Origin of the sequence: Stenotrophomonas sp. CC22-02, assembly GCF_004365115.1 — a bacterium.
Taxonomy (GTDB): domain Bacteria; phylum Pseudomonadota; class Gammaproteobacteria; order Xanthomonadales; family Xanthomonadaceae; genus Stenotrophomonas; species Stenotrophomonas forensis.
Genome location: NZ_SOCO01000001.1, coordinates 2707836 through 2729107 on the forward strand (window position 1 = coordinate 2707836; position 21272 = coordinate 2729107).

Below are 21272 nucleotides of genomic sequence, written 5' to 3' on the forward strand. Positions count from 1 at the left end.
CAGTCGATTCCCCAGCGTAATCGACCGGCGGTGACCGCTACAATGCGCACATGTCGCTCGAAGCCCCCGCCCTGGTTCCCCGCCCCTCCCTGCAGCGCCTGTTCCTGACCGGCCTGCTGACCCTGCTGCCGATCTGGCTGACCTGGGTCGTGGTCAAGTTCGTGTTCGTACTGCTGTCGGGTATTTCCAGCCCGCTGGTGGTGCCGCTGTCCGAGCAGATCGCGACCAGCTTCCCGCACTACCTCGGCTGGGTGCACGCCGAATGGATCCAGGACACCATCGCCCTGCTGGCCACGTTGCTGGTGATCCTGGCGGTGGGCGTCGCCAGCCGCCGCGTGCTCGGCCAGCGCCTGCTGCGCTGGGTGGGTGCGGTCATCAAGCGCATTCCGCTGGCCAGCATCATCTACGACAGCGCCAAGAAGCTGCTGGACATGCTGCAGACCGAGCCGGGCAGCACCCAGCGCGTGGTGCTGATCGACTTCCCGCACCGTGACATGAAATCGGTCGGGCTGGTTACCCGCGTGATCAAGGAACACGGCACTGACCGTGAACTGGCCGCGGTGTACGTGCCGACCACGCCGAACCCGACATCGGGCTATCTGGAGATCGTGCCGGTGGAGCTGCTGACCCCGACCGACTGGACCGTCGACCAGGCCATGAGCTTCATCATTTCCGGCGGCGCCGTGGCACCGTCCAGCGTGCCGTTCACCCGCGCCGGCGATCGCGCCGAATGACTCCGGCGCCGATCGAGCGCCCGCTGCAGGACCGCGCGGTCCTGCTGTTCATCGTGCTGGCCGCGTTCTTCTGCGGCAACGCAGTGCTGGCCGAGCTGATCGGGGTGAAGATCTTCGCCCTGGAAGACACGCTGGGCATCGATCCGCTGAACTGGAACCTGTTCGGCCAGACCGGCTCGTTGAGTTTCACCGCCGGCACCCTGCTGTGGCCGGTGGTGTTCATCATGACCGACACCATCAACGAGTTCTTCGGCAAGCGCGGCGTGCGCTTCATCTCGTGGCTGGCGGTGGTGCTGATCAGCTACGGCTTCCTGTTCGCCTTTGCGGCCATTTCGCTGGCGCCGGCCAGCTGGTGGGTCACCTCGATGGATGCTCACGGCGTGCCGGACTACCAGGCCGCATTTGCTGCGGTGTTCGGCCAGGGCATGTGGACCATCGCCGGTTCGCTGGTGGCATTCCTGCTCGGCCAGCTGATTGACGTGGCGGTGTTCCACCGCATCCGCCAGGCCACCGGCGAACGCCATGTGTGGCTGCGTGCCACCGGCTCGACCGCGATCTCGCAGGTGGTCGACAGCTTCGTGGTGATCTGGATCGCCTTCGTGCTCGGCCCGCAGCACTGGCCGACCTCGCTGTTCCTGGCCGTCAGCAGCGTCAATTACATCTACAAGATGGGTTTTGCGATCGCCTTGATCCCCCTGCTGTACCTGATGCGACGTGCGATCACCGGTTATCTGGGCGTTGAACGCGCGGCCGCGTTGCGCGCTGCCGCGGCGGCTGACTGAAGCCCCAGCGACCGCCAGCTGACTGCGCCTTCACGCTGGCCGTACGCGGCCGGATCGTGCAAGCTCCACGGTCTGTGTTCCACGGAAGCTCCTGATGCCGCATCCCACCCGCGTCCTGGCCGCCGCCATCGCCGCGTTGTTCCTGTTCAGTGCCGTACCGTCGGCCGAAGCAGCGAAGAAGAAGGCCAGCCGCCCTGCCGCCGCGCAGACCCGCCAGGCGGCCAAGCCCAAGGCCAAGCCCGCCCGCGCCACCGCGCCGGCCCGCGGCAGTTCGGCGCGCCGCGCCACGCCGCGTCCCGTCGCCCCCGCGCGCGCCGTGCCCAAGCAGGTGCAGCTGGAGCGCCTGTACGACGAATACTGGGATGCCTCGATGCGGCTGAACCCGCTGCAGGCGACCTTCCAGGGCGAGCCGCGTTACAACGACCAGCTGCCCAACATCCTGTCGGCCGCCTGGCGCCAGCAGTCGCACGACTTCACCACGCAATGGCTGGCCAAGGTCGAAAAACTCGGCAGTGACGGCCTGCAGGGCCAGGACCTGCTCAGCTACGAGATCTTCGTGCGCGACGCACGCGCCTCGCTGGCCGCCGAGCGCTACCCGAGCTGGATGATGCCGATCAGCCAGTACTACAACATCGGCAGCATCATGGCGATCCTCGGTGCCGGTGCCGGCGCGCAGCCGTTCAACACCGTGCAGGACTACGACACCTGGTCGCGCCGTTCGCTCGGCATTCCCGAGTTGTTCGACCAGGCCATCGACAACATGCGCCAGGGCATGAAGGCCGGCGTGGTGCAGCCACGCGACCTGATGGAAAAGGTGTTGCCGCAGCTGGATGCGGTGATCAAGCCGACCGCCGAAGAGAGCATCTTCTGGTCGCCGATCCGTACCATGCCCAACACCATCCCGGCCGAGGACAAAGCGCGCATCAGCGCCGAATACAAGCGCATGATCGAGCTGCGCATCATGCCGGCCTACCGTGCCCTGCGCGGCTTCATCGCCACCGAGTACCTGCCGGCCACGCGCGCCAGCAGCGGCCTGGGCGCGCTGCCCGATGGCCAGGCCTGGTACGCCAACCTGATCGTGCAGACCACCGCCAGCGACCAGACCGCTGCGCAGCTGCATGCGCTGGGCGAACAGCGCGTGCAGGAACTGCAGGCCCAGATCGCCACGGTGATGAAGGATGCCAAGCTGCGCGGTACCCCGGCCAAGCTGCTGCGCAGCATGCGCAACGACCGCCAGTTCCAGTACGGCGATGCCAACGCGCTGATCAACCGCTACCGGCAGGTACAGCAGCAGGTCAACGCACGCCTGCCGCAGGTGCTGGATACGCTGCCCAGATCCGGGCTGGAAGTGCGCGCGGTGGAACCGGAGCGTGCGCTGACCGCCGCCGCCGCGGCCTACCAGCCGTCGCCAGGCGAACAACCAGGCGTGCTGTACATCAACACCCGTGACCTGCCAAGCCGCAAGCGCTGGAACGTGCCGGTGCAGTACCTGCATGAAGCGATCCCGGGCCACCACGTGCAGCTGGGCCTGCAGCAGGAACTGGCCAAGCTGCCGCGCTTCCGCCGCCTCGGTGGCGATCTCGCCTTCGTCGAAGGCTGGGGCCTGTACGCCGAAACGCTGGGCGAAGACCTCGGCATCTACACCGATCCCTACGACCGCATCGGCTACCTGTACTCGCGCCTGCTGCGTGCTGCGCGCGTGGTGGCCGATACCGGCGTGAACGCACAGGGCTGGAGCAAGCAGCAGGCCGTGGCCTACCTGCAAAAGACGGTCGACATGAGCAGCGATGACGCCAACGCCGAAGTCGAGCGGATCATGGCCCAGCCCGGACAGGCGCTGTCCAACGTGGCCGGCCTGACCACCATCGTGGCGCTGCGCGACAAGGCCAGGGCCCGCCAGGGTGCGGCCTTCGACCTGCGTCGTTTCCACGCCGAACTGCTGAAGGACGGCTCGATGCCGCTGGACGTGCTGGACCGCAAGATGGAACGCTGGATGGCCCAGCCGGCCAGCGCCACGCCCGCCCCTTCACCCTGACCCGACCGGAGCCGTCATGCGCCCTGCCGTCGTCCTGCTCGTCGCCGTGCTGGGCCTGCTGCCCGTAGCCAGCTCCGCCGCCCCGGTGCTGACCCCACCGGATGCGGGCATCGATGGCCTGATGCAGGCCTACGACGGCCAGGTGCCCGGTGCCGCGGTGCTGGTACTGCATGACGGGCAGCCGGTATTCCGCCGCGGCTACGGCCTGGCGGTGGTGGAAGACGGCACCCCGGTCACCCCGGCCAGCAACTTCCGGCTGGCCTCGGTCAGCAAGCAGTTCACCGCAGCGGCGGTACTGCTGCTGGTGGAAGACGGCCGGCTCGGGCTGGACCAGTCGGCCCGGCAGTGGCTGCCCGAGCTCCCGCCGGCTGCGGCGGCCATCACCCTGCGTCAGCTGCTGTCGCACACCAGCGGCCTGCTCGACTACGAAGACCTGATGGACCCGGCCGACCCGCGCCAGGTGCACGATGCCGACGTGCTGGCCCTGCTCGCGCGCGAAGACCGCCTGAACTTCGCGCCCGGCACGCAGTACCGGTACAGCAACAGCGGCTACGCGCTGCTGGCACTGATCGTCGGCCGCGCCTCCGGCCAGGATTTCGCAGCCTTCCTGCAGCAGCGCATCTTCGCGCCGCTGGGCATGGCCCATACCGTGGCCCACCAGGACAGTGTCGATGCGGTGGCGGCACGTGCCTATGGCTACAGCCGGATCGACGGCCACTGGCAGCGCACCGACCAGAGCACCACCAGCGCCGTACTCGGCGATGGCGGCATCTATTCCTCGCTGGACGACCTGGCCCGCTGGGATGCCGCGCTGTATGACGACCGCCTGCTGTCCAAGGCCTCGCGCCGCGCGATGTTCAGCCCGGCCACCACGACCACCGAACCTGACGTGCCGCACTACGGCTTCGGTTGGCGGCTGAATGGCGCGGTGCAATGGCACAGCGGCGAGAGCATCGGCTTCCGCAACGTGATCGTTCGCCACCCGGAAAAGCACCTGACCGTGATCGTGCTGACCAACCGCAACGATCCCGAACCCTATCCGCTGGCGCTGAAGATCGCCCAGCGCTGGCTGGACACCCTGCAATGACGGCTGCTTCCGACGCCCTGCTGGGCATCCATCACGCCGCACTGATCTGCAGCGACTACGCGCGATCGAAGGATTTCTACGTGCGCATCCTCGGCCTGCGCGTGCTGGCCGAGAACCACCGTGCCGCGCGTGACTCCTGGAAGCTGGACCTGGCCCTGCCCGACGGCGGCCAGCTGGAACTGTTCTCGTTCCCTTCACCGCCGCCGCGCCCCAGCCGCCCCGAGGCCCAGGGCCTGCGCCACCTCGCGTTCCGGGTGGCCGCGCTGGAGCCGTTCATCCAGCGCCTGGCAGCGCATGGCGTGGCCTGCGAACCGATCCGCGTGGACGAATACACCGGCCGCCGCTTCACCTTCTTCGCTGACCCCGACGACCTGCCGCTGGAGCTGTACGAAGTCGGTTGAGCATTTTTCAATCGTGATTCATCCATGCATGGCATGGATCCGTGTCGACCAAGGTCGACACCCACCCACAGCAGCGGTGCCGACAGATCGCCGAAACCTGTCGAAGGCGGGGCACTGTGGGTTTGCGGGGTGTGAGCCGCATGGATGCGGCGACCAAGCCCCCATGGACGGGTCTACGGCGTCCCCGCAAACCCACAGTGCCCTGCCATCCCACGGAATGCCGCTCTGGCTCTGGCCGTTGCCGTTGCATTGAGCAGGTGCAGGGCTGCAAGCCCTGCAAAGCCCCCTTCCCCATACCCCGCCGAATGGGTATACAGTCGACCCATACCGGCATCGTGCCGGAATGAACCCTGGGAGGGGACCATGCGCAAGACCTTCAAGACCCTGCTGCTGGCGCTGCCGCTGTGCCTGGCCGCGCTCTCGGCGCAGGCCGCCGACGGCGCCGCCGGCCGCTGGAAGACCATCGACGACAAGACCGGCAAGGTGAAGTCGATCGTCGAGATCACCCAGGCCGCCAATGGCACCCTGACCGGCAAGGTGGTCGACATCCTGCACTCGGACAAGGGTCCCAACCCGGTCTGCGACGGCTGTGAAGGCGCCAACAAGAACAAGCCGGTGAAGGGCATGACCATCCTCTGGAACCTGAAGGCCGACGGCGCCAACAAGTGGTCCGGTGGCACCATCCTCGACCCGGCCAACGGCAAGACCTACAAGTCGAAGATGGAACTGCAGCCGGGTGGCACCAAGCTGGACGTGTCCGGCTGCATCGCCTTCATCTGCCGCGCGCAGACCTGGCAGCGCGAATAAGCGCCCTGGCCCGCTTCACCCCCGTGACCCGGCCCCGGCCGGGTCACCTCGTTGCGGGCATGCGATACTCTGCGGTTCCCCTCGGCTTCACCCCGCGACCATGACCCGTACCGCGCTCGTCACCACCGCCCTGCCCTACGCCAACGGCCCGCTGCATCTGGGCCACCTGGTCGGCTACATCCAGGCCGACATCTGGGTGCGTGCACGGCGAATGAGCGGCGGCAAGGCCTGGTTTGTCTGCGCCGACGACACCCATGGCACGCCGATCATGCTGGCCGCGGAAAAGGCCGGGGTCTCCCCGGAAACCTTCATCGCCAACATCCAGGCCAGCCACGAGCGTGATTTCGCTGCCTTCGGCGTGGCCTTCGACCACTACGACTCGACCAACTCGGCGGCCAACCAGGCGCTGACCGAGCAGTTCTACCTGAAGCTGGAAGCGGCCGGCCACATCAGCCGCCGTTCGGTTGCGCAGTTCTACGACCCGGCCAAGGGCATGTTCCTGCCCGACCGCTACGTCAAGGGTATCTGCCCGAACTGCGGCAGCCCCGACCAGTACGGCGACAACTGCGAAGTGTGTGGCGCCACCTACGCGCCGACCGACCTGAAGGAACCGCGTTCGGTCATCTCCGGTGCCACGCCGGAAATGCGCGATTCGGAGCACTTCTTCTTCGAGGTCGGCCACTTCGATGCATTCCTGCGCGACTGGCTGGCCGGCGACGTCGCCCTGCCGGGCGTCAAGGCCAAGCTGGGTGAGTGGCTCAATGCCGAAGGCGGCCTGCGCGCGTGGGACATCTCGCGCGACGCGCCGTACTTCGGTTTCCAGATTCCCGGCCAGCCGGGCAAGTACTTCTACGTCTGGCTGGACGCGCCGATCGGCTACCTGTCCAGCTTCCAGACCCTGTGCGGCAAGCTCGGCGAAGACTTCGAATCGCACCTGCGTGCCGGCACCAGCACCGAGCTGCACCACTTCATCGGCAAGGACATCGTCAACTTCCACGGTCTGTTCTGGCCGGCGGTGCTGCACGGTACCGGCCATCGCGCACCGACCCGCCTGCACGTCAACGGCTACCTGACCGTGGACGGCGCCAAGATGAGCAAGTCGCGCGGCACCTTCGTGATGGCCCGCACCTTCCTCGACGCCGGCCTGGAACCGGAAGCACTGCGTTACTACTACGCGGCCAAGTCCGGCGGTGGCGTCGACGATCTCGACCTGAACCTGGGTGATTTCATCGCCCGCGTCAATGCCGACCTGGTCGGCAAGTTCGTCAACCTGGCCAGCCGCTGCGCCGGCTTCATCAGCAAGCGCTTCGACGGCCAGCTGGCCGCGCAGCTGCCCGATGCGGCGCAGTACCAGCGTTTCGTCGATGGCCTGGCGCCGATCCGCGAGGCCTACGAGCGCAACGACCCGGCTGCGGCGATCCGCCTGACCATGACCCTGGCCGACGAAGCCAACCGCTACATCGATGACGTCAAGCCGTGGGTGATCGCCAAGCAGGAAGGCGCCGATGCGCAGCTGCAGGCGGTGTGCAGCCAGGGCCTGAACCTGTTCCGCGTGCTGGTCACCGCACTGAAGCCGGTGCTGCCGGCCACCGCCGCGCAGGCCGAGGCCTTCCTGGCCGCGCCGGTGAACGACTGGACCGACCTGGTGCAGCCATTGCTGGGCCACCGCATCACCGACTACACCCCGCTGTTCACCCGTATCGACCCGAAGAAGATTGACGCCATGATCGACGCCTCCAAGGACACCCTGCAGCCGGCCGCCGCTGCCGCCCCCACCGCCAAGACCGACGCCGCCAAGCCGGCCGCACCGGCGCCGGCCAAGGACGAAGCAAGCAGCGCCGGCGCGCCGGCCTACATCGGCATCGATGATTTCGCCAAGCTCGACCTGCGCATCGGCAAGGTGCTGGTGTGCGAACTCGTGGACGGCTCGGACAAGCTGCTGCGCTTTGAACTGGATGCCGGCGAGCTGGGCAAGCGCCAGATCTTCTCCGGCATCCGCGGCAGCTACGGTGAACCGGAGAAGCTGGTTGGCCGCAGCGTGGTGTTCATCGCCAACCTGGCCCCGCGCAAGATGCGCTTCGGCCTGAGCGAAGGCATGATCCTGTCGGCCGGTTTCGACGGCGGCGCGCTGGCGCTGCTGGACGCCGACAGCGGCGCGCAGCCGGGCATGCCGGTCCGCTGATGCCTGCAGCGGGCGTGGCCAGGCCGCGCCCGCCGTCAGCACCGGCTACGGGGGCAATGCGATGGGAGGCAACGGAATGGAACTGGCGCTGTTCGACTTCGACCACACCGTGACCACCTGCGATACCTATGGCCGTTTCCTGCGCCGCGTCGCCACCGCCGAACAGCTGGCGCAGGCGTGGTGGAAGGTCGGCCCGTGGCTGGTGGCGTACAAGCTGAAACTGATCTCGGCCGAACGCATCCGCGCACGCGTCACCCGCCTGACCTTCATCGACCGCCACAGCGACGACATCACCACGCTGGCCGCCGGCTTCTCGCGCGAATTCCTGCCCGAGGTGGTGCGCCCGGAAATGCTGGAGCAGATCCGCTGGCACAAGGAACAGCAGCACACCGTGGTGATCGTGTCCGGTTCGCTGGACCTGTACCTGAAACCGTGGTGCGAGCAGCTGGGCCTGCAATTGATCTGCAACCGGCTGGAGAGCCAGGACGGCCGCCTGACCGGTCGCTATGCCGGTGGCGACTGCGGCCCGCGCAAGGTCGAGCACATCCGTCGCCAGTTCGATCTGTCGCGTTACGTGCGCATCCATGCCTACGGCGACAGTTCCGAAGACAAGCCGATGCTGGCACTGGCCCACGAGCGCTGGTTCCGTGGCAAACCCCTGAAGTAACCCAACGCGCAGCCTTCGCCACGCATGAGCCTGACCCCGCCCCTGACCGAACGCCTCGACCGCCTGCTGCCGCAGACCCAATGCGGGCAATGCGGCTACGAGGGCTGCCGCCCCTACGCGCAGGCAATGGCGCGCGGCGAGGCGGGCGTGGACCGCTGCCCACCGGGTGGTGACGCCGGCGCGCGTGCACTGGCCCAGGTGCTGGGCCTGCCGGCGATCCCGTTTGACCGCTCGCGCGGCGAGCACAAGGCCGCGCAGGTTGCGTTGATCGTGGAGGCCGACTGCATCGGCTGCACCAAATGCATCCAGGCCTGCCCGGTGGATGCCATCGTCGGCGGTGCCAAGTACATGCACACGGTCATCGCCGATCTGTGTACCGGCTGCGAGCTGTGCATTCCGCCGTGCCCGGTGGACTGCATCGAGCTGGTGCACCCGCTACAAGGCTGAGATCCCTTGTCCAGAGGAAAAGGGATCTGAGCCTGCACGATGGTTACGGCACCGCCGCCGTCACCACGATCTCGACCTTCCACTCGGCGTGGGCCAGCCTGGCTTCAAACGTGGCGCGGGCCGGGGTCGCACCCTCGACCACCCACTCGTCCCACGCCTTGTTCATGCCCTCGAAGTCGGCGATGTCGGCCAGGAACACTTCCGCGCGCAGCACGTGCTGGCGATCACTGGCCACCAGCGCCAGCAGCTTGTCGATTTCCGCCAGCACCTGCCGGGTCTGACCGGTGATGTCCTGGCTGGTGTCCTCCGGAATCTGGCCGGAGAGGTAGGCGACCTTGTTGTACACGGTCATTTCGGACATGCGCGGTCCGACGTCGTAACGCTCCATCATGGGCGTGGCTCCTGCGGGTGATCAGGCCTGCATTGTCCTCCAAAGCGGTCAACGATGGGTGCACGCAGACGTGCCGCGCAACGCCACTACCGGGCTCCGACACGCCCGCTGGTCAAATGCCCGCGACAGGCGCACGATGCGCCACGCCCGCGTTGACACCGCCCTCGCCCTCCCTGACGCACCCTTGCGCCGATGACCGAAACCACCGACCCCGCCACCGCTTCCTCCACCCCGGCATGGAAGCGGGTCCTTACCATCGTCATCCCGCTGCTGATCCTGGCGCTGGCCCTGCATGGGCTGGCCAACGAGTTCGATGAGAATGGCTACCGCGCCATCCGCCACGCCTTCCATCAACTCAGCGGTACGCAGATCGCGCTTACCGTGGTGCTGGGCCTTGCCAGCTACGCCTGCCTGATCGGCTTTGACGCCATCGGCCTGCGCCGCAGCGGCATCCGCGTGCATCCGGCACGCATCGGCATCACCGCGTTCCTGGCACATACGCTGGGCCAGACCGTGGGCTTCGCCGCGCTGACCGGTGGCGCGGTGCGCCTGCGCGGTTACCGCACCGCCGGCCTGGACCTGGCGCAGATCGGCCAGGTGGTGCTGATGAGTACGCTCGGCTTCGTGTTCGGTGCCTGGCTGCTGATCAGCGTGGCGCTGTGCATGGAGCCTGAAGCCGCGGCGCTGGCACTGCCGTTGAATCCGGACGCGGTGCGCGTGGTTGGCATCATCGCGCTGTTCGCCTATCTGGCGATGCTGCTGCTGGTCGGACGCGAAGGCCGTCAGTTCAGCGTGTTCGGGCATGGCCTGTGGCTGCCCGACCGCCGCACCATGATCGGCGTCACCGTGCTCAGCGTGATCGAACTGGTGCTGGCCAGCGCCGCGTTCTACGTGCTGCTGCCGGACTCGACGCCCACCGGCCTGCCCGGCTTCGTCGGCCTGTACCTGGTTGCAGTGCTGGCTGGACTGGTCTCGACCGTCCCCGCCGGCCTCGGCGTGTTCGAATGGAGCCTGCTGAAGCTGCTGCCGCAGGTCGCACCGGCGGCGGTGCTGGCCGCCGCGCTGATCTACCGTGTCACCTACTACGTGCTGCCGTTGGTGCTGGCCACCCTGCTCGCGCTGGCCCCTGCCCTACGGCAACCGCTGCAGGCCAGCGCCGGCGCCACCCGCGCCGGCTGGAACGCGCTGCGCCCTTGGCTGCCACAGATCATCGCGCTGGCGGCGTTCAGCATCGGCGCGGCGCTGGTCATCGACGGCACACTGCCCACGCCACGGCGCCATCTGGTCAACGCCTCGCTGCCGATCCTGGAAACCTCGCACCTGATCGGCAGCCTCAGCGGTGTCGCCCTGCTGCTGATCGGCCAGGGCCTGTCCCGGCGCAGCCACGCGGCGTGGATGCTGGCGATGGCGGTGTGTGTGATCACGCCGCTGCCATTGTGGCTGCGCGGCGGCCAGCCGCTGATCGCCGTGTCCGCATTGCTGGTGGCGATGGCGCTGTGGGCCGCGCGCCGCGAGTTCTACCGCCAGGGCGCACTGCTGGACGAGGCCTGGTCGTGGCCATGGCTGCGCAACCTCGGGCTGGTGCTGGTGGCGGTCACCTGGCTGCTGTTCTTCACCTACAGCCATGTCGAATACCAGAACGAGCTGTGGTGGGAATTCGCGGTGTCCGGCAATGCGCCGCGCGCGCTGCGAGCCTTGCTGCTGGTGGCCATCGCGCTGGTGATGTTCGGCCTGGCGCGGCTGCTGCACAGCACCCGCAGCCCGCTGCCGGCCGCCGATGAAGCCACGCTGCAATCGCTGGCGCCGGTACTGGCCGGTGCCACCGATACCCAGGCCTGCCTGGTGCTGACCGCCGACAAGGCGGTGCTGCGCGATGATGCGAAGCAGGGCTTCGTGATGATGCAGCGCTATGGCGGTTCGCTGATCGCGATGGGCGATCCGGTCGGACCGCCGGAGGTCGCCCGCGCACTGATCTGGCGCTTCCGCGAGGAAGCCGACCGGCTGGGCCTGCGCCCGGTGTTCTACCAGGTGGGCGAGACCTACTGGCAGACCTACCTTGACCTCGGCCTGGGCCTGGTCAAGCTGGGCGAGGAAGCGATCGTGCCGCTGCACGACTTCGGCCTGGAAGGCCGCGAACGTGCCGACCTGCGCCAGGCCTGGAACCGCGGCAAGCGCAGCGGCCTGTCATTCCGGGTGGCGCCAGTGGAGGAGATTCCCAGCCTGCTGCCACGCCTGCATGCCATCTCCAACGCCTGGCTGGACGACAAGGCCGGCGATGAAAAGGGCTTCTCGCTGGGCAGCTACGACCCGGACTACCTGGCGCGCTTCCCGGTCGCACTGGTCGAGGCCGAAGGCCAGATCGTGGCATTCGCCAACCTGTGGCAGGCACCGGCCGGCGCCGAGCTGTCGGTGGACCTGATGCGCCATGTCAACGAGGCGCCAAAGGGCACGATGGACTTCCTCTTCATCGAGCTGTTCCTGTGGGGCCGCGCGCAGGGCTACGCGCGCTTCTCGCTGGGCATGGCGCCGTTGTCCGGCCTGGCCCAGCATCGGCTGGCCGGCCGCTGGAACCGGCTGGCCGGCCTGCTGGCGCGGCACGGCGAACGCTTCTATGGCTTCAGTGGCCTGCGCCGCTTCAAGTCGAAGTTCGACCCGCAGTGGCGGCCGCGCTATCTGGCAGCACCCGGCGGCATGCACCTGCCGGCGGCGCTGCTGGATGCCACGCGCCTGATCTCGCTGGATCCGCGGCGGAATTGAGGCCCCCTACCGCCGGGCCTGGCCCGGCGTTACGCCCCACCCTTGAGGATCACCTCGGCCAGGCGGTCGTAGTCACCATTGAAGTGATGGTCGCCCGGCAGCTTCACCTTCTGCACGCCATCGTTGGCGGGAAGGCCCGGGCACAACGCGTCATCGTCGTCCTGCCCATACACGCACAACGTCTTGCCAGCCGGCAGCTTCGCCACTTCCGGCGCGATCGGCAGGCCGTCACCGCCGCCGCCCAGCCAGTTGCTGACGTGGAACTCGAAGTCGGCCTTCTTGCCGACCGACAGCAGCACGATACGGTCCAGCGCTGCGCGGGTATCGGCGTCGAGCTGGTTGATGGTGGCCGGCAACACGTCGGCGCCCTGCGAGAATCCGATCAGCATGACCTTGTCGCGGTGCCACTGCTGGCGGTAGTGGTCGATGATCTTCTGCAGGTCCGCAGCAAAGCCCTTCGGCGTGCGCTCGCTCCAGAAGTAGCGCAGCGAATCGATGCCGACCACCGCCACGCCGTGCTCGTTGAGCGACGACGCCACGTCCTTGTCCAGGCCGGCCCAGCCACCGTCGCCGGAGACAAACACGGCCAGCGTGTCGCCGTTGCCGGCGGCGGGCACTTCCACCACCGGCAAGCCCTTCAACGCGGCCGGTGGCGGCGCCAGGCTGACACCTGCCTGCGCCCCCATCACCCGCGCCGCAGCCACCAGCCCCGGCGAGGCATCACCGCGCATGGTGCGCTTGAACTCGCGCGCCATCGCGACCTGCTGCACGAACCCACTGGCCTCGCCCACCTTGCAGCCGTGATCACCGGCCGCACTCAACCACGGGAAGTTCAGTTCGGCGGGCTGCAACCTGTTGCGCTTCACGCCATCGCCGCAGACCATGCGCTCGTGGCTGTGGTCCGGGCAGAAGCCGGTGGTGAGCAGGCCGGCGAATACCTGGGTATCGGCCTGCGCCGCCAGCGAGTAGGCCATTTCGGCACCTTCACCATCGCCGCCGACCAGCGGCAGGTGATAGCCGGGCAGATGCAGCGACGCCTGCAGCCAGCGCGAGAAGTTCTCGACGTCACCGGAACCGAACGAGCAGCTCGGGTCACCCTCTCGCTTGAGCACCCCGCGCAGATGCGCGATATCCACGGCAGCGACCATCGCGCCATCGGCACGCAGGGCCTCGATCGGCAAACGGCTGGTATCACCGCCGGCAGAAGGTTCATGGAACCAGATCACTACCCGTTGCGGCGTTCCCGACGGCATGTGCACCGGAATCTGTTCGAACCGCCCGTGGCTGAACTGCTGCACGTTGGCTGCCGCCATCGCCGGCAGCGCAGCCAGCGCCAGTACCACACCCATTGCCCTGCCCAGCCCTGCACGCTTCATATCGCAGCCCCGATGGAATGCGCACACGATACGCCGCCACCGCGTGCACGGCACGTACCGGCGCAGGCCGTTGGGGGTTCAGCAGGGCGCGGGGCGGCGGCTGCGGCGGTACAACGCCAGCGCCAGGTACAGCAGCCAGCCCACGATCACCGTAATCACAACCTTCTGTCCCAGCCCACGCGGCGGCCCAGCGCGCCACAGCACGTGCAGCCAGAGAAGCACGAACGCCAGCCACGCCCAGCCCCAGAGCAGGCGGGCGGCGGACTGCCAGCCCGGTTCGCGGCGCAGGTACCAGGCCTGCAGCAGCATGCCGACGCTGGCACACAGGAACGCGGTGTTGGCCGCCAGCCCATGGATGAACGGTGCCAGCAACGGCGTTGCCTCGGGCAGCCAGCTGTCACCGATGGCGACGGTGGCCAGCCCAAGTGCGGACACGGTGAACAGCAGCGGCGCGGCCCCGCTGCGCCGCGGGCCGATGCTGCCGCGATACAGCGCGATGCCCAGCACCGCGATGGCCAGCGCCAGCAGGCAGTACGCAGCGCGCAATGCCAGCCCCCACGGCCCATGCAGGTAGAGGCTGAGCGTGGCCCGCACCCAGTCCAGGTCGGTGCGCGCGAACTGGGTCCACAGTGCAGTTGCCATGAACAGCAGCAACGCCACCAGTGCCAGCATCGCCGCCGGACGCGCGCGGTTCATGGCGCCGCTTCCGGATGCCGCGCCTGCCACTCGGCCAGCGCCTTGCGGTAGCGCTGCAGCTCATCGGCATACAGGTCAAGCACGCACAGCGGGCAGCCACTGCCGCAGCATTCATTGGGACCAGGCTCTTCCGGTGGCAGCGGACGGGGATCGGGATCAGGGACGGACACGGTCGGAAACGGTGATCGGTGGAAACAGCCCCCAGTGTACCGGGCGGGCTCAGCGGCCCAGCTGCCGGCGCAGGTTGTCGCGGGCCGCGGCATCCAGGCGCTGGTGGAAGAAGTCGCTGAGGAAGATGCGTGGCGCGCGCAGCAGGCCCTGCAGGAAACGCCGGCGCCCGGCCCGGTACAGGAAGCCCGGCACCACGCCCGTGTACTCCTCGGCCACGCCCCGGTCGTAGGCGGCGAACACCGGTTCCGGCGCGGCCAGGATCGCCATGTCGCAGTCCAGGAACAGCGCGGCCTCGGCATCGACATCACCCGGGCCGAGCTCGCCATGGCGGGCGGTCAACAGGATCAGCTGCTCGACCCGGGCCGCATCGACGGCGGCCAGTTCCGGTGCCTGCGCGATTGCCTGCAAGGCCAACTGTGCCGAACGTGCCTCGTTGTCCTTGCGCCCGGCCTGGTAGATCGCATCGTGGTACAGCACGGCCAGATAGACCTCGGCCGGCTGCTGCCAGCCCGGGCCATCAGCCACCTGCTGGCAGTGCTGCAGCACGGCACGCACGTGGCCAAAGTGGTGGTAGGCGCGTGGCGGCGTTGCATAGCTGTCCTGCAGCGCCTGCCACTGCGCCGGGGCAAGCGTCAGAGGTTGGAAGTCCATGCCCGGATCATCCCGCCTGCGTTGGCGGCGGGCAAGCTGGCTGTTTTTTCACCACGCACTCACAACGCTTGCCGGGCGTGGCCTCGGCGTGGTTGTCCACAGCTTTGTCGAGCGCTGGTCCACACCGGTTGTGGATGAACCGCGGCGCCGACCAACGGTCGCTGCAGCGGAACATCCTTGGGTCTACACTCGCCACAGGCGGGAGCGCCCGCCGCTGCCGGGAGCTGTCATGTACCGCCCTTCCGTCCCTTGCCTGGCCCTTTCGCTGCTCGCCCTCTGTGCGCCGGCCTTCGGCGCGGACCCGGCGCCACCTGCAGCGGTGGTGACCACTCCGACCATCACCGTGTCGGCCCCGCGCGTGCCGACACCGGACGAGGTGTTCGCCATTCCGGCGGACCTGCGCGCGATGCTGCAGAAGCAGGTGATCCAGCGCAGCTACTCCCGCGACCAGCGCCTGCAGTCGCTGGTGGAAATGATCTTCGACCAGCACGGGCTGGACCTGCAGTACGACGCCAATGCGACCTACACCGTCAGCGAGATCTGGCAGCACCGCCAGGCCAACTGCCTGGCCTTCACCCTGCTGTTCGTGACGCTTGCCCGCGAAGCCGGCATCCAGGCCCGCGTGCAGGAAGTGGGACAGGTGGTGTCGTGGTACCAGGACCAGCAGAACGGCGTGGTCTACAACGTCGGGCACGTCAACGCCGGCGTCGACGTCGGCGGGCGTTTCGGTACGGTCGACCTCGACCGCAACGTGCTCTACGACCGGCGCGGGCCGGTTCCGGTCAGCCGTGCGCGGGCCTTGGCGCATTTCTACAACAACCGCGGCGCCGAGTACCTTGCCGAAGGTGACCTGGTGGGCGCACGCGCGTTCTTCGACGCGGCGCTGGCCCAGGACAGCGGGTTCGCTCCGGTCTGGAACAACGTCGGCGTGCTCGACCATCGCGCAGGCGACAACGAAGGCGCACGACAGGCGCTGGACAGGTCGCTGCAGCTGGATGGACGCCAGGATGCCGCGCTGACCAATGCCTCGGCCCTGTTCCGCAGCCTGGGCCTGACCGCGCAGGCGCTGGCGCTGGAACGTCGGTTGACGTCGGTGCAGCGCGAGGACCCGTTCGCGCAGTACATGCTGGGCGCCAAGGCCGAGCGTGCGGGCCAGCTGGATGCGGCGATCCGCTACTACCGCCAGGCGGTGCGCCTGTATGACACCGCGCACCAGTTCCACTTCGGGCTGGCGCGGGTCTATTTCCTGGCCGGCCAGCTCAAGCGCGCCGATCGCGAAATGCTGCGCGCGCAGGAACTGGGCGGGGCCCAGGAGCAGGCGCGCTACCAGGCCAAGCTGGACAGCCTGGCGCGCTGGCGCGCGCAGCAGGCCAGGCGCTGAGGTCCGGTCAGGCCTTCTTGAGGAAACAGGTCTTCAGGACCAGTCCCTTGATCTTGTCCGAGTTGCCTTCGATGTGCTCGGCATCGTCCTCGACCAGGCGGATGTTGCGGATCACCGTGCCCTGCTTCAGCGGGATCGAGGAGCCCTTCACCTTCAGGTCCTTGATCACGGTGACGGTGTCGCCGGTCTGCAGGGTGTTGCCGTTGCTGTCACGCACGACCAGGGTCGAACCGGCGCTTTCCTCGGCGGTCCACTCGAAGCCGCAGTCGGCGCAGATCCACAGCGCGCCATCGGCATAGGTGTTTTCCAGGGTGCACTGCGGGCAGGCGGGGGCGGACGACATCGGCAAGTACCTCAAAATGAATCAACAGCCGCCATTGTAACCGGCCGGCCTTTTTCCCATTCCGCCGGGAGGGGCGGCGGCAGCCCTCCTTCACGGCAGGACGCTGGAACTTGCAGTCGGCCGCGAACTGCAGCAGAGTGCGCGGCCCCTGATCGTCCCCGGAATTCCCCATGCGCCTCGGCATCGACTTCGGTACCAGCAACTCCGCCGCCGCCATCGTGCATGAGGGAAAACTGCTGCCGATCCGCTTCGGCGACGCCGAGCAGTTCCGCACCAGCGTGTACTTCCCCGGCGTGGTGCCCGACCCGGACGATTTCCAGCTCGACGACGGCCAGGAACACCAGCTGCAGCAGATGATCGACAGCGCCGCCCGCGCAGCGCGTGCCGCCGGCCAGGAACGCACGCCACAGGCGCTGCGCCGCGAAGCCCTGCGCGCGTTGCGCCGCGAGTGGATGGAAGCCCGGGCCGGTCAGGAACGCAGTGCCAGCGACCTGCTGCAGAACGCGGTCTACGGTGATGAGGCACTGGAAGCGTACTTCGAGGAACACGAAGGCAACCTGGTGCAGAGCCCGAAGTCGATGCTGGGCTACAACCTGCACCCGCGCGCCAGGCAGACCATCACCGGTATCGCCGCGCATATCCTTGAACACATCCGCCTGACCGCCAGCGCCCAGCTTGGCCGCCCGCTGCGTGCCGCCCTGCTCGGCCGCCCGGTACAGTTCCGCAGTTCGATCGGCGCGGCCGGCAACGACCAGGCGCTGGACATCCTGCGCGAGGCCGCCACCCAGGCCGGCTTCGACCAGATCGATTTTCTCGAAGAGCCGGCGGCGGCGGCCATGCACTACCACGCCGAAAGCCGCGAGCGGCACCAGGCCGTGATCGTCGACATCGGCGGCGGTACCACCGACATCGCGCATGCCGAAGTCGGCGGCGACGACGCACCGCGCATCCACCGCGCCTGGGGTATCGCCCGCGGTGGCACCGACATCGACCTGGCGCTGAGCCTGTCCAGCTACATGCCGCTGTTCGGCCGCGGCATCACCCGCGTACCGGCCCACCACTACGTGGAGGCGGCCACCGTGCAGGACATGACCCGGCAGCGCGATTTCCGCCTGCACAAGTACGACCATGTGGACGCGCCCTGGGGCGACCGCCTGCAGGCCCTGCAGGACACCGGCAATACCGCGCGCCTGTACCGCGATGTCGAACGCGCCAAGATCGCCCTCAGCGCCGCCAGTGAACACCGCAGCACGCTGGACTACATCGCGCGCGACCTGCATGCCGACAGCAGCGCCGACGGCCTGGCCTCCGCCGCGCATGGGTACCTGGAGCAGATCCGCGAGCTGCTGGCCCAGGTCCGCAGCGACATCGGTGGCGATCCGGACGCGGTGTTCCTGACCGGTGGCATGTCCCGTGCCGGCTACCTGCGCCAGGCCGTGGCCGAGGCCTTCCCGGGCGCCCGCATGGTCCACGGCGACCCCTCGCTGGGGGTGGTCCAGGGCCTTGCGCTGGCGGCAGCCAGCCAGGATTAACAAAACGTTACGCGGTCTAAGTTACTCTTGGTCGGCTAGAACCCAGCTGCACCTTCCGCCGGCCACGCCGGTGCGTGTCTTCCGTGCAGCCCGGCCCGCCCTGCGGGCCTAGCGGCCATGCCTTCCTGGCTCGTTCATGGTCCGCGTACCACCGGAGCCGCCATCGAGACCCGCTTTGGGCACCCGCCAGGCCCCAGAGGCCTTACAACCTGACGCAGCACCTGCACCCATCGACTGCCGCCGTTGTGACGCGGTCTGTTGCCGGCTGCCCGTGCTGCTGCAGCCCGGCGACCACGTGCCTGGCCAGTTCCTTTCGCGTGATGCCCACGGCCGTGCCGTGATGGCACGCAACGAGGAAGGCTGGTGCGCGGCGATCGATCCCTATCACCTGCGCTGCACGATCTATTCGCAGCGCCCGGCGATCTGCCGCCAGTTTTCGATGGGCGGCGATGACTGCCGCCGCGAGCGGCAGGATTACCTGCGCCAGGCTGATGCCTGGGCGCTTTCCTCCCCTTCCACCTGACAGGAGCAACCATGCCCCGCAAGGCAAAGACCCCCGCGAAGGCCAGCAACAGCATCCGCAGCGAACGCAAGGGCGCGACCGCCAGCACCGTGGTCAGCAGTGATTCGATCGCTTCGGACCTGGCTGCGTTCCGCAAGGCCGGTGGCAAGATCGAAGTCCTCGGCACCACCTGGGCGCTGAAGAAAGCCAGCTGACCCAGTACCGACCGCGGCGGCGCTGCCGCCGCGGCCTGCCGGACCGCGCTCAGCGATCCAGGCGCACCTGCACACTGCCCGAATGCGACTGGATGCGGATGTCACCATCACCGCCGCCCAGCCGCGTGTCGAGGTGGCTGCCCGGCCCGTAGCGCGGCCGCTCCACCTGCCCGGCATCGCTGTTGATCGAACCGCTGAAGCTGTTCACCGACAGCTGCGCCGATACCGTGCGCGGCAGGCTCAGCGTGACCGAAGCGCTCACCGATTCGACATTGATGCGGCCACCCGGTGCCAACCCGGCCGCTGCCAGCTCGATGCTGCCCGACACGGTCTCAACCGCCAGCCGCTGCACGCGCCCGGCGTCCACCTCGACCCGGCCGGACACGGTCTGCGCACCGATATCACCGGATACGCCGCCACCGGCCTCGATCCGACCACTGACCGTATTGACGTCAAGCTTCGGGGTCTGCAGGCGTGCACTGACACTGCCGCTGACCGTGTTGAGTTTGCTGTCGCCACTGCGCCCGGCCGCGCTCAGGCTGCCGCTGACCGTATCGGCCTGCAGGCGGCGTACGTCGATGCCGCTGATGTCCTGGCTGGCGCTGACCGTACTCAGCAGCAGTTCCACCGAGCGCGGCACATTCAGCACCAGGGTGGCGCCACCGTTGTTGTTGCGGCGCGGGTACTCGATCTCCCAGCGCACGCGATTGGCGCTCTTCTCCTGGCGCAGCTGCAGGCCGTCACTGAGCGTGCCGGTAAGCTGCACATCGTTGCGGTCCCAGCCGCGCACGGTCACCTTGCCGGCAACATTGCTCAGTTCGATGCGACCGCCGGCGGCCAGCGTGTGGCGCTCGTCGATACGGGTGTCGGCCAGCGCCAGCGAGGGTGCCAGCAACAGCGCCACACAGCAGGAAATCAGGGTTCGGGTCATGGGGGTCTCCTCAGGTTGCCAGGCCGGACTCGGCGGCATAGGCCGCCTGCCGGGTCAGTTCCAGACGCAGCGCATAGGTGCGCTTGAGCTGGCCAAGCAGGTGCGGCGCACGTGGGTCCTGCGCCAGTGCGGCGCGGATCTGCGCGGCACTTTCATCGAGTTCGTGCAGGGCCGGCTGCCATTCCGGTGCGCGGCCATCGGGCAGCGAAGCGACGGCCTGCTGGTACTGCTCGGTCATCGCCGCGGCCTGCAACTGCAGCGCGGACGGCGCCGGCATGCCGGGTTGCGCATGGCGCCATGGCGCCACCGCATACACCGCCAGGCTGGCCGCCAGCGCCGCGCCCACCGGCAGCCACCAGCGCCGCCTCGGACGCATGGGCAGGGCCACCACATTGCCATCCGCTGCAGGTGCCGACGCTGGTTCACGCGGTGGCAGCCGGCTCGACAGTCGCTCCCAGCCATCGGCGGGCACGCTGCGTTCACTGGGCAGGGCACGCAGGCGTGCCAGCAGCGCGGAATCGGAATCGTAGTCGTGTGTCGTCATGTCATGTCTCCCAGCCGTGCACGCAACAAACCGCGCGCACGATGCAACTGTGCCTTGGAACTGCCGACAGCCATCTGCAGCTGCTCGGCGATTTCCTGGTGTTTCCAGCCTTCAATATCGTGCAATACCAGTACCGCACGTGCCCGTGGTGGCAACGTCGACAGCGCGCGCTCCAGGTCGCGCTCGGTGCCGGCACAGCGGTCATGCACCGCCAGTTCCTGCAATCCGCCGTCGACCTCCTCCAGACTGTCGTGGTCCTGCCCGGCCGCGCGCCCACGCAGTTCCATCAGGGCGGCATTGACGCCCAGCCGATGCAGCCAGGTCGACAGGCTGCTCTCGAAACGGAACCCCGGCAGCGCCTTCCAGGCCTGCAGGAAGGCTTCCTGCAGCGCATCTTCGGCACGCGCCTGCTGCCCCCCACACAGCCGCCACAGCACGGCAAATACGCGGGGCGCATGGCGCCGGTACAGCAGTTCGTACGCGGCGGTATCGCCAGCGGCCGCCGCCCGCACCAAGGCGGGTTCGTCGACGGTGTCGTTGGCGGCAGGCGGCGCGGGCATGGTGGTGTCGAGCATATCGCTTGGATGCGCCGGCCCGGAAAAAGGTTTAGAGCCGGATGATGATCGATTCCCTGCAACCT

Annotated in this window: 23 protein-coding genes; 14 read left to right on the forward strand and 9 right to left on the reverse strand. The window is 68.2% G+C overall.

All coding sequences use genetic code 11. The features are described 5' to 3' along the window. Window positions 1–50: 50 nt before the first annotated feature. From N440_RS12505 to rnfB, 9 genes are all read left to right on the forward strand, one after another. Window positions 51–734 carry a DUF502 domain-containing protein gene (locus N440_RS12505; protein ID WP_133935265.1) on the forward strand — a complete coding sequence of 228 codons (684 nt, stop codon included), beginning with the start codon at window positions 51–53 and terminating at the stop codon, window positions 732–734. After that, a complete protein-coding gene (locus N440_RS12510; protein WP_133935266.1) occupies window positions 731–1516 on the forward strand; it encodes a queuosine precursor transporter in 786 nt (261 codons plus the stop codon). The genes N440_RS12505 and N440_RS12510 overlap by 4 nt, the downstream gene beginning before the upstream one ends. 94 nt (window positions 1517–1610) lie before the next feature. Next, on the forward strand, window positions 1611–3551 hold the full coding sequence (locus N440_RS12515; protein ID WP_133935267.1) for a DUF885 family protein: 1941 nt from the start codon (window positions 1611–1613) through the stop codon (window positions 3549–3551). 16 nt (window positions 3552–3567) lie between these two features. Next, a complete protein-coding gene (locus N440_RS12520; protein WP_133935268.1) occupies window positions 3568–4638 on the forward strand; it encodes a serine hydrolase domain-containing protein in 1071 nt (356 codons plus the stop codon). Further along, a complete protein-coding gene (locus tag N440_RS12525; RefSeq protein WP_133935269.1) occupies window positions 4635–5039 on the forward strand; it encodes a VOC family protein in 405 nt (134 codons plus the stop codon). The genes N440_RS12520 and N440_RS12525 overlap by 4 nt, the downstream gene beginning before the upstream one ends. Before the next feature lie 363 nt (window positions 5040–5402). Next, entirely contained in the window at window positions 5403–5846 is a 444-nt protein-coding gene (locus tag N440_RS12530) for a DUF2147 domain-containing protein (protein ID WP_006462411.1), read from the forward strand. Between the two features lie 100 nt (window positions 5847–5946). After that, window positions 5947–8028, forward strand: a complete 2082-nt coding sequence (metG, locus tag N440_RS12535; protein ID WP_133935270.1) for a methionine--tRNA ligase — start codon at window positions 5947–5949, stop codon at window positions 8026–8028. 76 nt (window positions 8029–8104) lie between these two features. Next, window positions 8105–8695, forward strand: a complete 591-nt coding sequence (locus tag N440_RS12540) for an HAD family hydrolase (RefSeq protein ID WP_133935271.1) — start codon at window positions 8105–8107, stop codon at window positions 8693–8695. Window positions 8696–8719: 24 nt separating this feature from the next. After that, entirely contained in the window at window positions 8720–9142 is a 423-nt protein-coding gene (gene rnfB / locus N440_RS12545; RefSeq protein WP_133935272.1) for an Rnf electron transport complex subunit RnfB, read from the forward strand. 43 nt (window positions 9143–9185) lie between these two features. On the opposite strand, the gene N440_RS12550 is transcribed toward rnfB, so the two are convergent. Continuing rightward, a complete protein-coding gene (locus N440_RS12550; protein ID WP_133935273.1) occupies window positions 9186–9533 on the reverse strand; it encodes a RidA family protein in 348 nt (115 codons plus the stop codon). 192 nt (window positions 9534–9725) lie between these two features. Here N440_RS12550 and mprF point away from each other — a divergent pair, with 192 nt between their 5' ends. Beyond that, window positions 9726–12290, forward strand: a complete 2565-nt coding sequence (gene mprF, locus N440_RS12555) for a bifunctional lysylphosphatidylglycerol flippase/synthetase MprF (RefSeq protein ID WP_133935274.1) — start codon at window positions 9726–9728, stop codon at window positions 12288–12290. A gap of 29 nt (window positions 12291–12319) precedes the next feature. Here the strand turns inward: mprF and N440_RS12560 are convergent, their stop codons facing one another. From N440_RS12560 to N440_RS12575, 4 genes are all read right to left on the reverse strand, one after another. Then, window positions 12320–13666 (reverse strand): virulence factor family protein, encoded by a 1347-nt coding sequence (locus tag N440_RS12560; RefSeq protein ID WP_166671558.1) that lies wholly within the window; start codon window positions 13664–13666, stop codon window positions 12320–12322. A 78-nt stretch (window positions 13667–13744) separates the two neighbouring features. Next, window positions 13745–14362, reverse strand: coding sequence for a DUF998 domain-containing protein (locus tag N440_RS12565; protein WP_133935276.1), 618 nt, complete (start codon window positions 14360–14362; stop codon window positions 13745–13747). Further along, window positions 14359–14532, reverse strand: a complete 174-nt coding sequence (locus N440_RS12570) for an oxidoreductase-like domain-containing protein (protein ID WP_008265759.1) — start codon at window positions 14530–14532, stop codon at window positions 14359–14361. The genes N440_RS12565 and N440_RS12570 overlap by 4 nt, the downstream gene beginning before the upstream one ends. A gap of 49 nt (window positions 14533–14581) precedes the next feature. Further along, complete coding sequence (locus N440_RS12575) at window positions 14582–15184, reverse strand: hypothetical protein (RefSeq protein ID WP_133935277.1); 603 nt, start codon at window positions 15182–15184, stop codon at window positions 14582–14584. A 229-nt stretch (window positions 15185–15413) separates the two neighbouring features. Here N440_RS12575 and N440_RS12580 point away from each other — a divergent pair, with 229 nt between their 5' ends. Continuing rightward, complete coding sequence (locus N440_RS12580; RefSeq protein ID WP_133935278.1) at window positions 15414–16565, forward strand: transglutaminase domain-containing protein; 1152 nt, start codon at window positions 15414–15416, stop codon at window positions 16563–16565. Window positions 16566–16572: 7 nt separating this feature from the next. On the opposite strand, the gene N440_RS12585 is transcribed toward N440_RS12580, so the two are convergent. Then, complete coding sequence (locus N440_RS12585) at window positions 16573–16908, reverse strand: zinc ribbon domain-containing protein YjdM (protein WP_006462284.1); 336 nt, start codon at window positions 16906–16908, stop codon at window positions 16573–16575. Between the two features lie 170 nt (window positions 16909–17078). Between N440_RS12585 and N440_RS12590 the strand changes: the two genes are divergently transcribed. The 3 genes from N440_RS12590 (at window position 17079) to N440_RS12600 (ending at window position 19157) form a co-directional block, all read left to right on the forward strand. Then, window positions 17079–18440: an Hsp70 family protein gene (locus N440_RS12590; protein ID WP_133935279.1), complete on the forward strand. Its 1362-nt coding sequence runs from the start codon at window positions 17079–17081 to the stop codon at window positions 18438–18440. A gap of 229 nt (window positions 18441–18669) precedes the next feature. After that, the gene (locus N440_RS12595; protein WP_080354961.1) at window positions 18670–18963 is read left to right on the forward strand and encodes a YkgJ family cysteine cluster protein; all 294 of its coding nucleotides are present in this window, start codon (window positions 18670–18672) and stop codon (window positions 18961–18963) included. 11 nt (window positions 18964–18974) lie between these two features. Continuing rightward, a complete protein-coding gene (locus N440_RS12600; protein ID WP_049456126.1) occupies window positions 18975–19157 on the forward strand; it encodes a hypothetical protein in 183 nt (60 codons plus the stop codon). Window positions 19158–19206: 49 nt separating this feature from the next. On the opposite strand, the gene N440_RS12605 is transcribed toward N440_RS12600, so the two are convergent. Genes N440_RS12605 through N440_RS12615 form a run of 3 tightly spaced genes read right to left on the reverse strand, consistent with a single transcriptional unit; the run spans window position 19207 to window position 21207 of the window. Continuing rightward, window positions 19207–20088 (reverse strand): DUF4097 family beta strand repeat-containing protein, encoded by an 882-nt coding sequence (locus N440_RS12605; RefSeq protein WP_133935280.1) that lies wholly within the window; start codon window positions 20086–20088, stop codon window positions 19207–19209. Window positions 20089–20098: 10 nt separating this feature from the next. Next, window positions 20099–20632 carry a hypothetical protein gene (locus N440_RS12610; protein ID WP_133935281.1) on the reverse strand — a complete coding sequence of 178 codons (534 nt, stop codon included), beginning with the start codon at window positions 20630–20632 and terminating at the stop codon, window positions 20099–20101. Further along, on the reverse strand, window positions 20629–21207 hold the full coding sequence (locus N440_RS12615; protein ID WP_049456129.1) for a sigma-70 family RNA polymerase sigma factor: 579 nt from the start codon (window positions 21205–21207) through the stop codon (window positions 20629–20631). The genes N440_RS12610 and N440_RS12615 overlap by 4 nt, the downstream gene beginning before the upstream one ends. Between the last annotated feature and the right edge of the window lie 65 nt (window positions 21208–21272).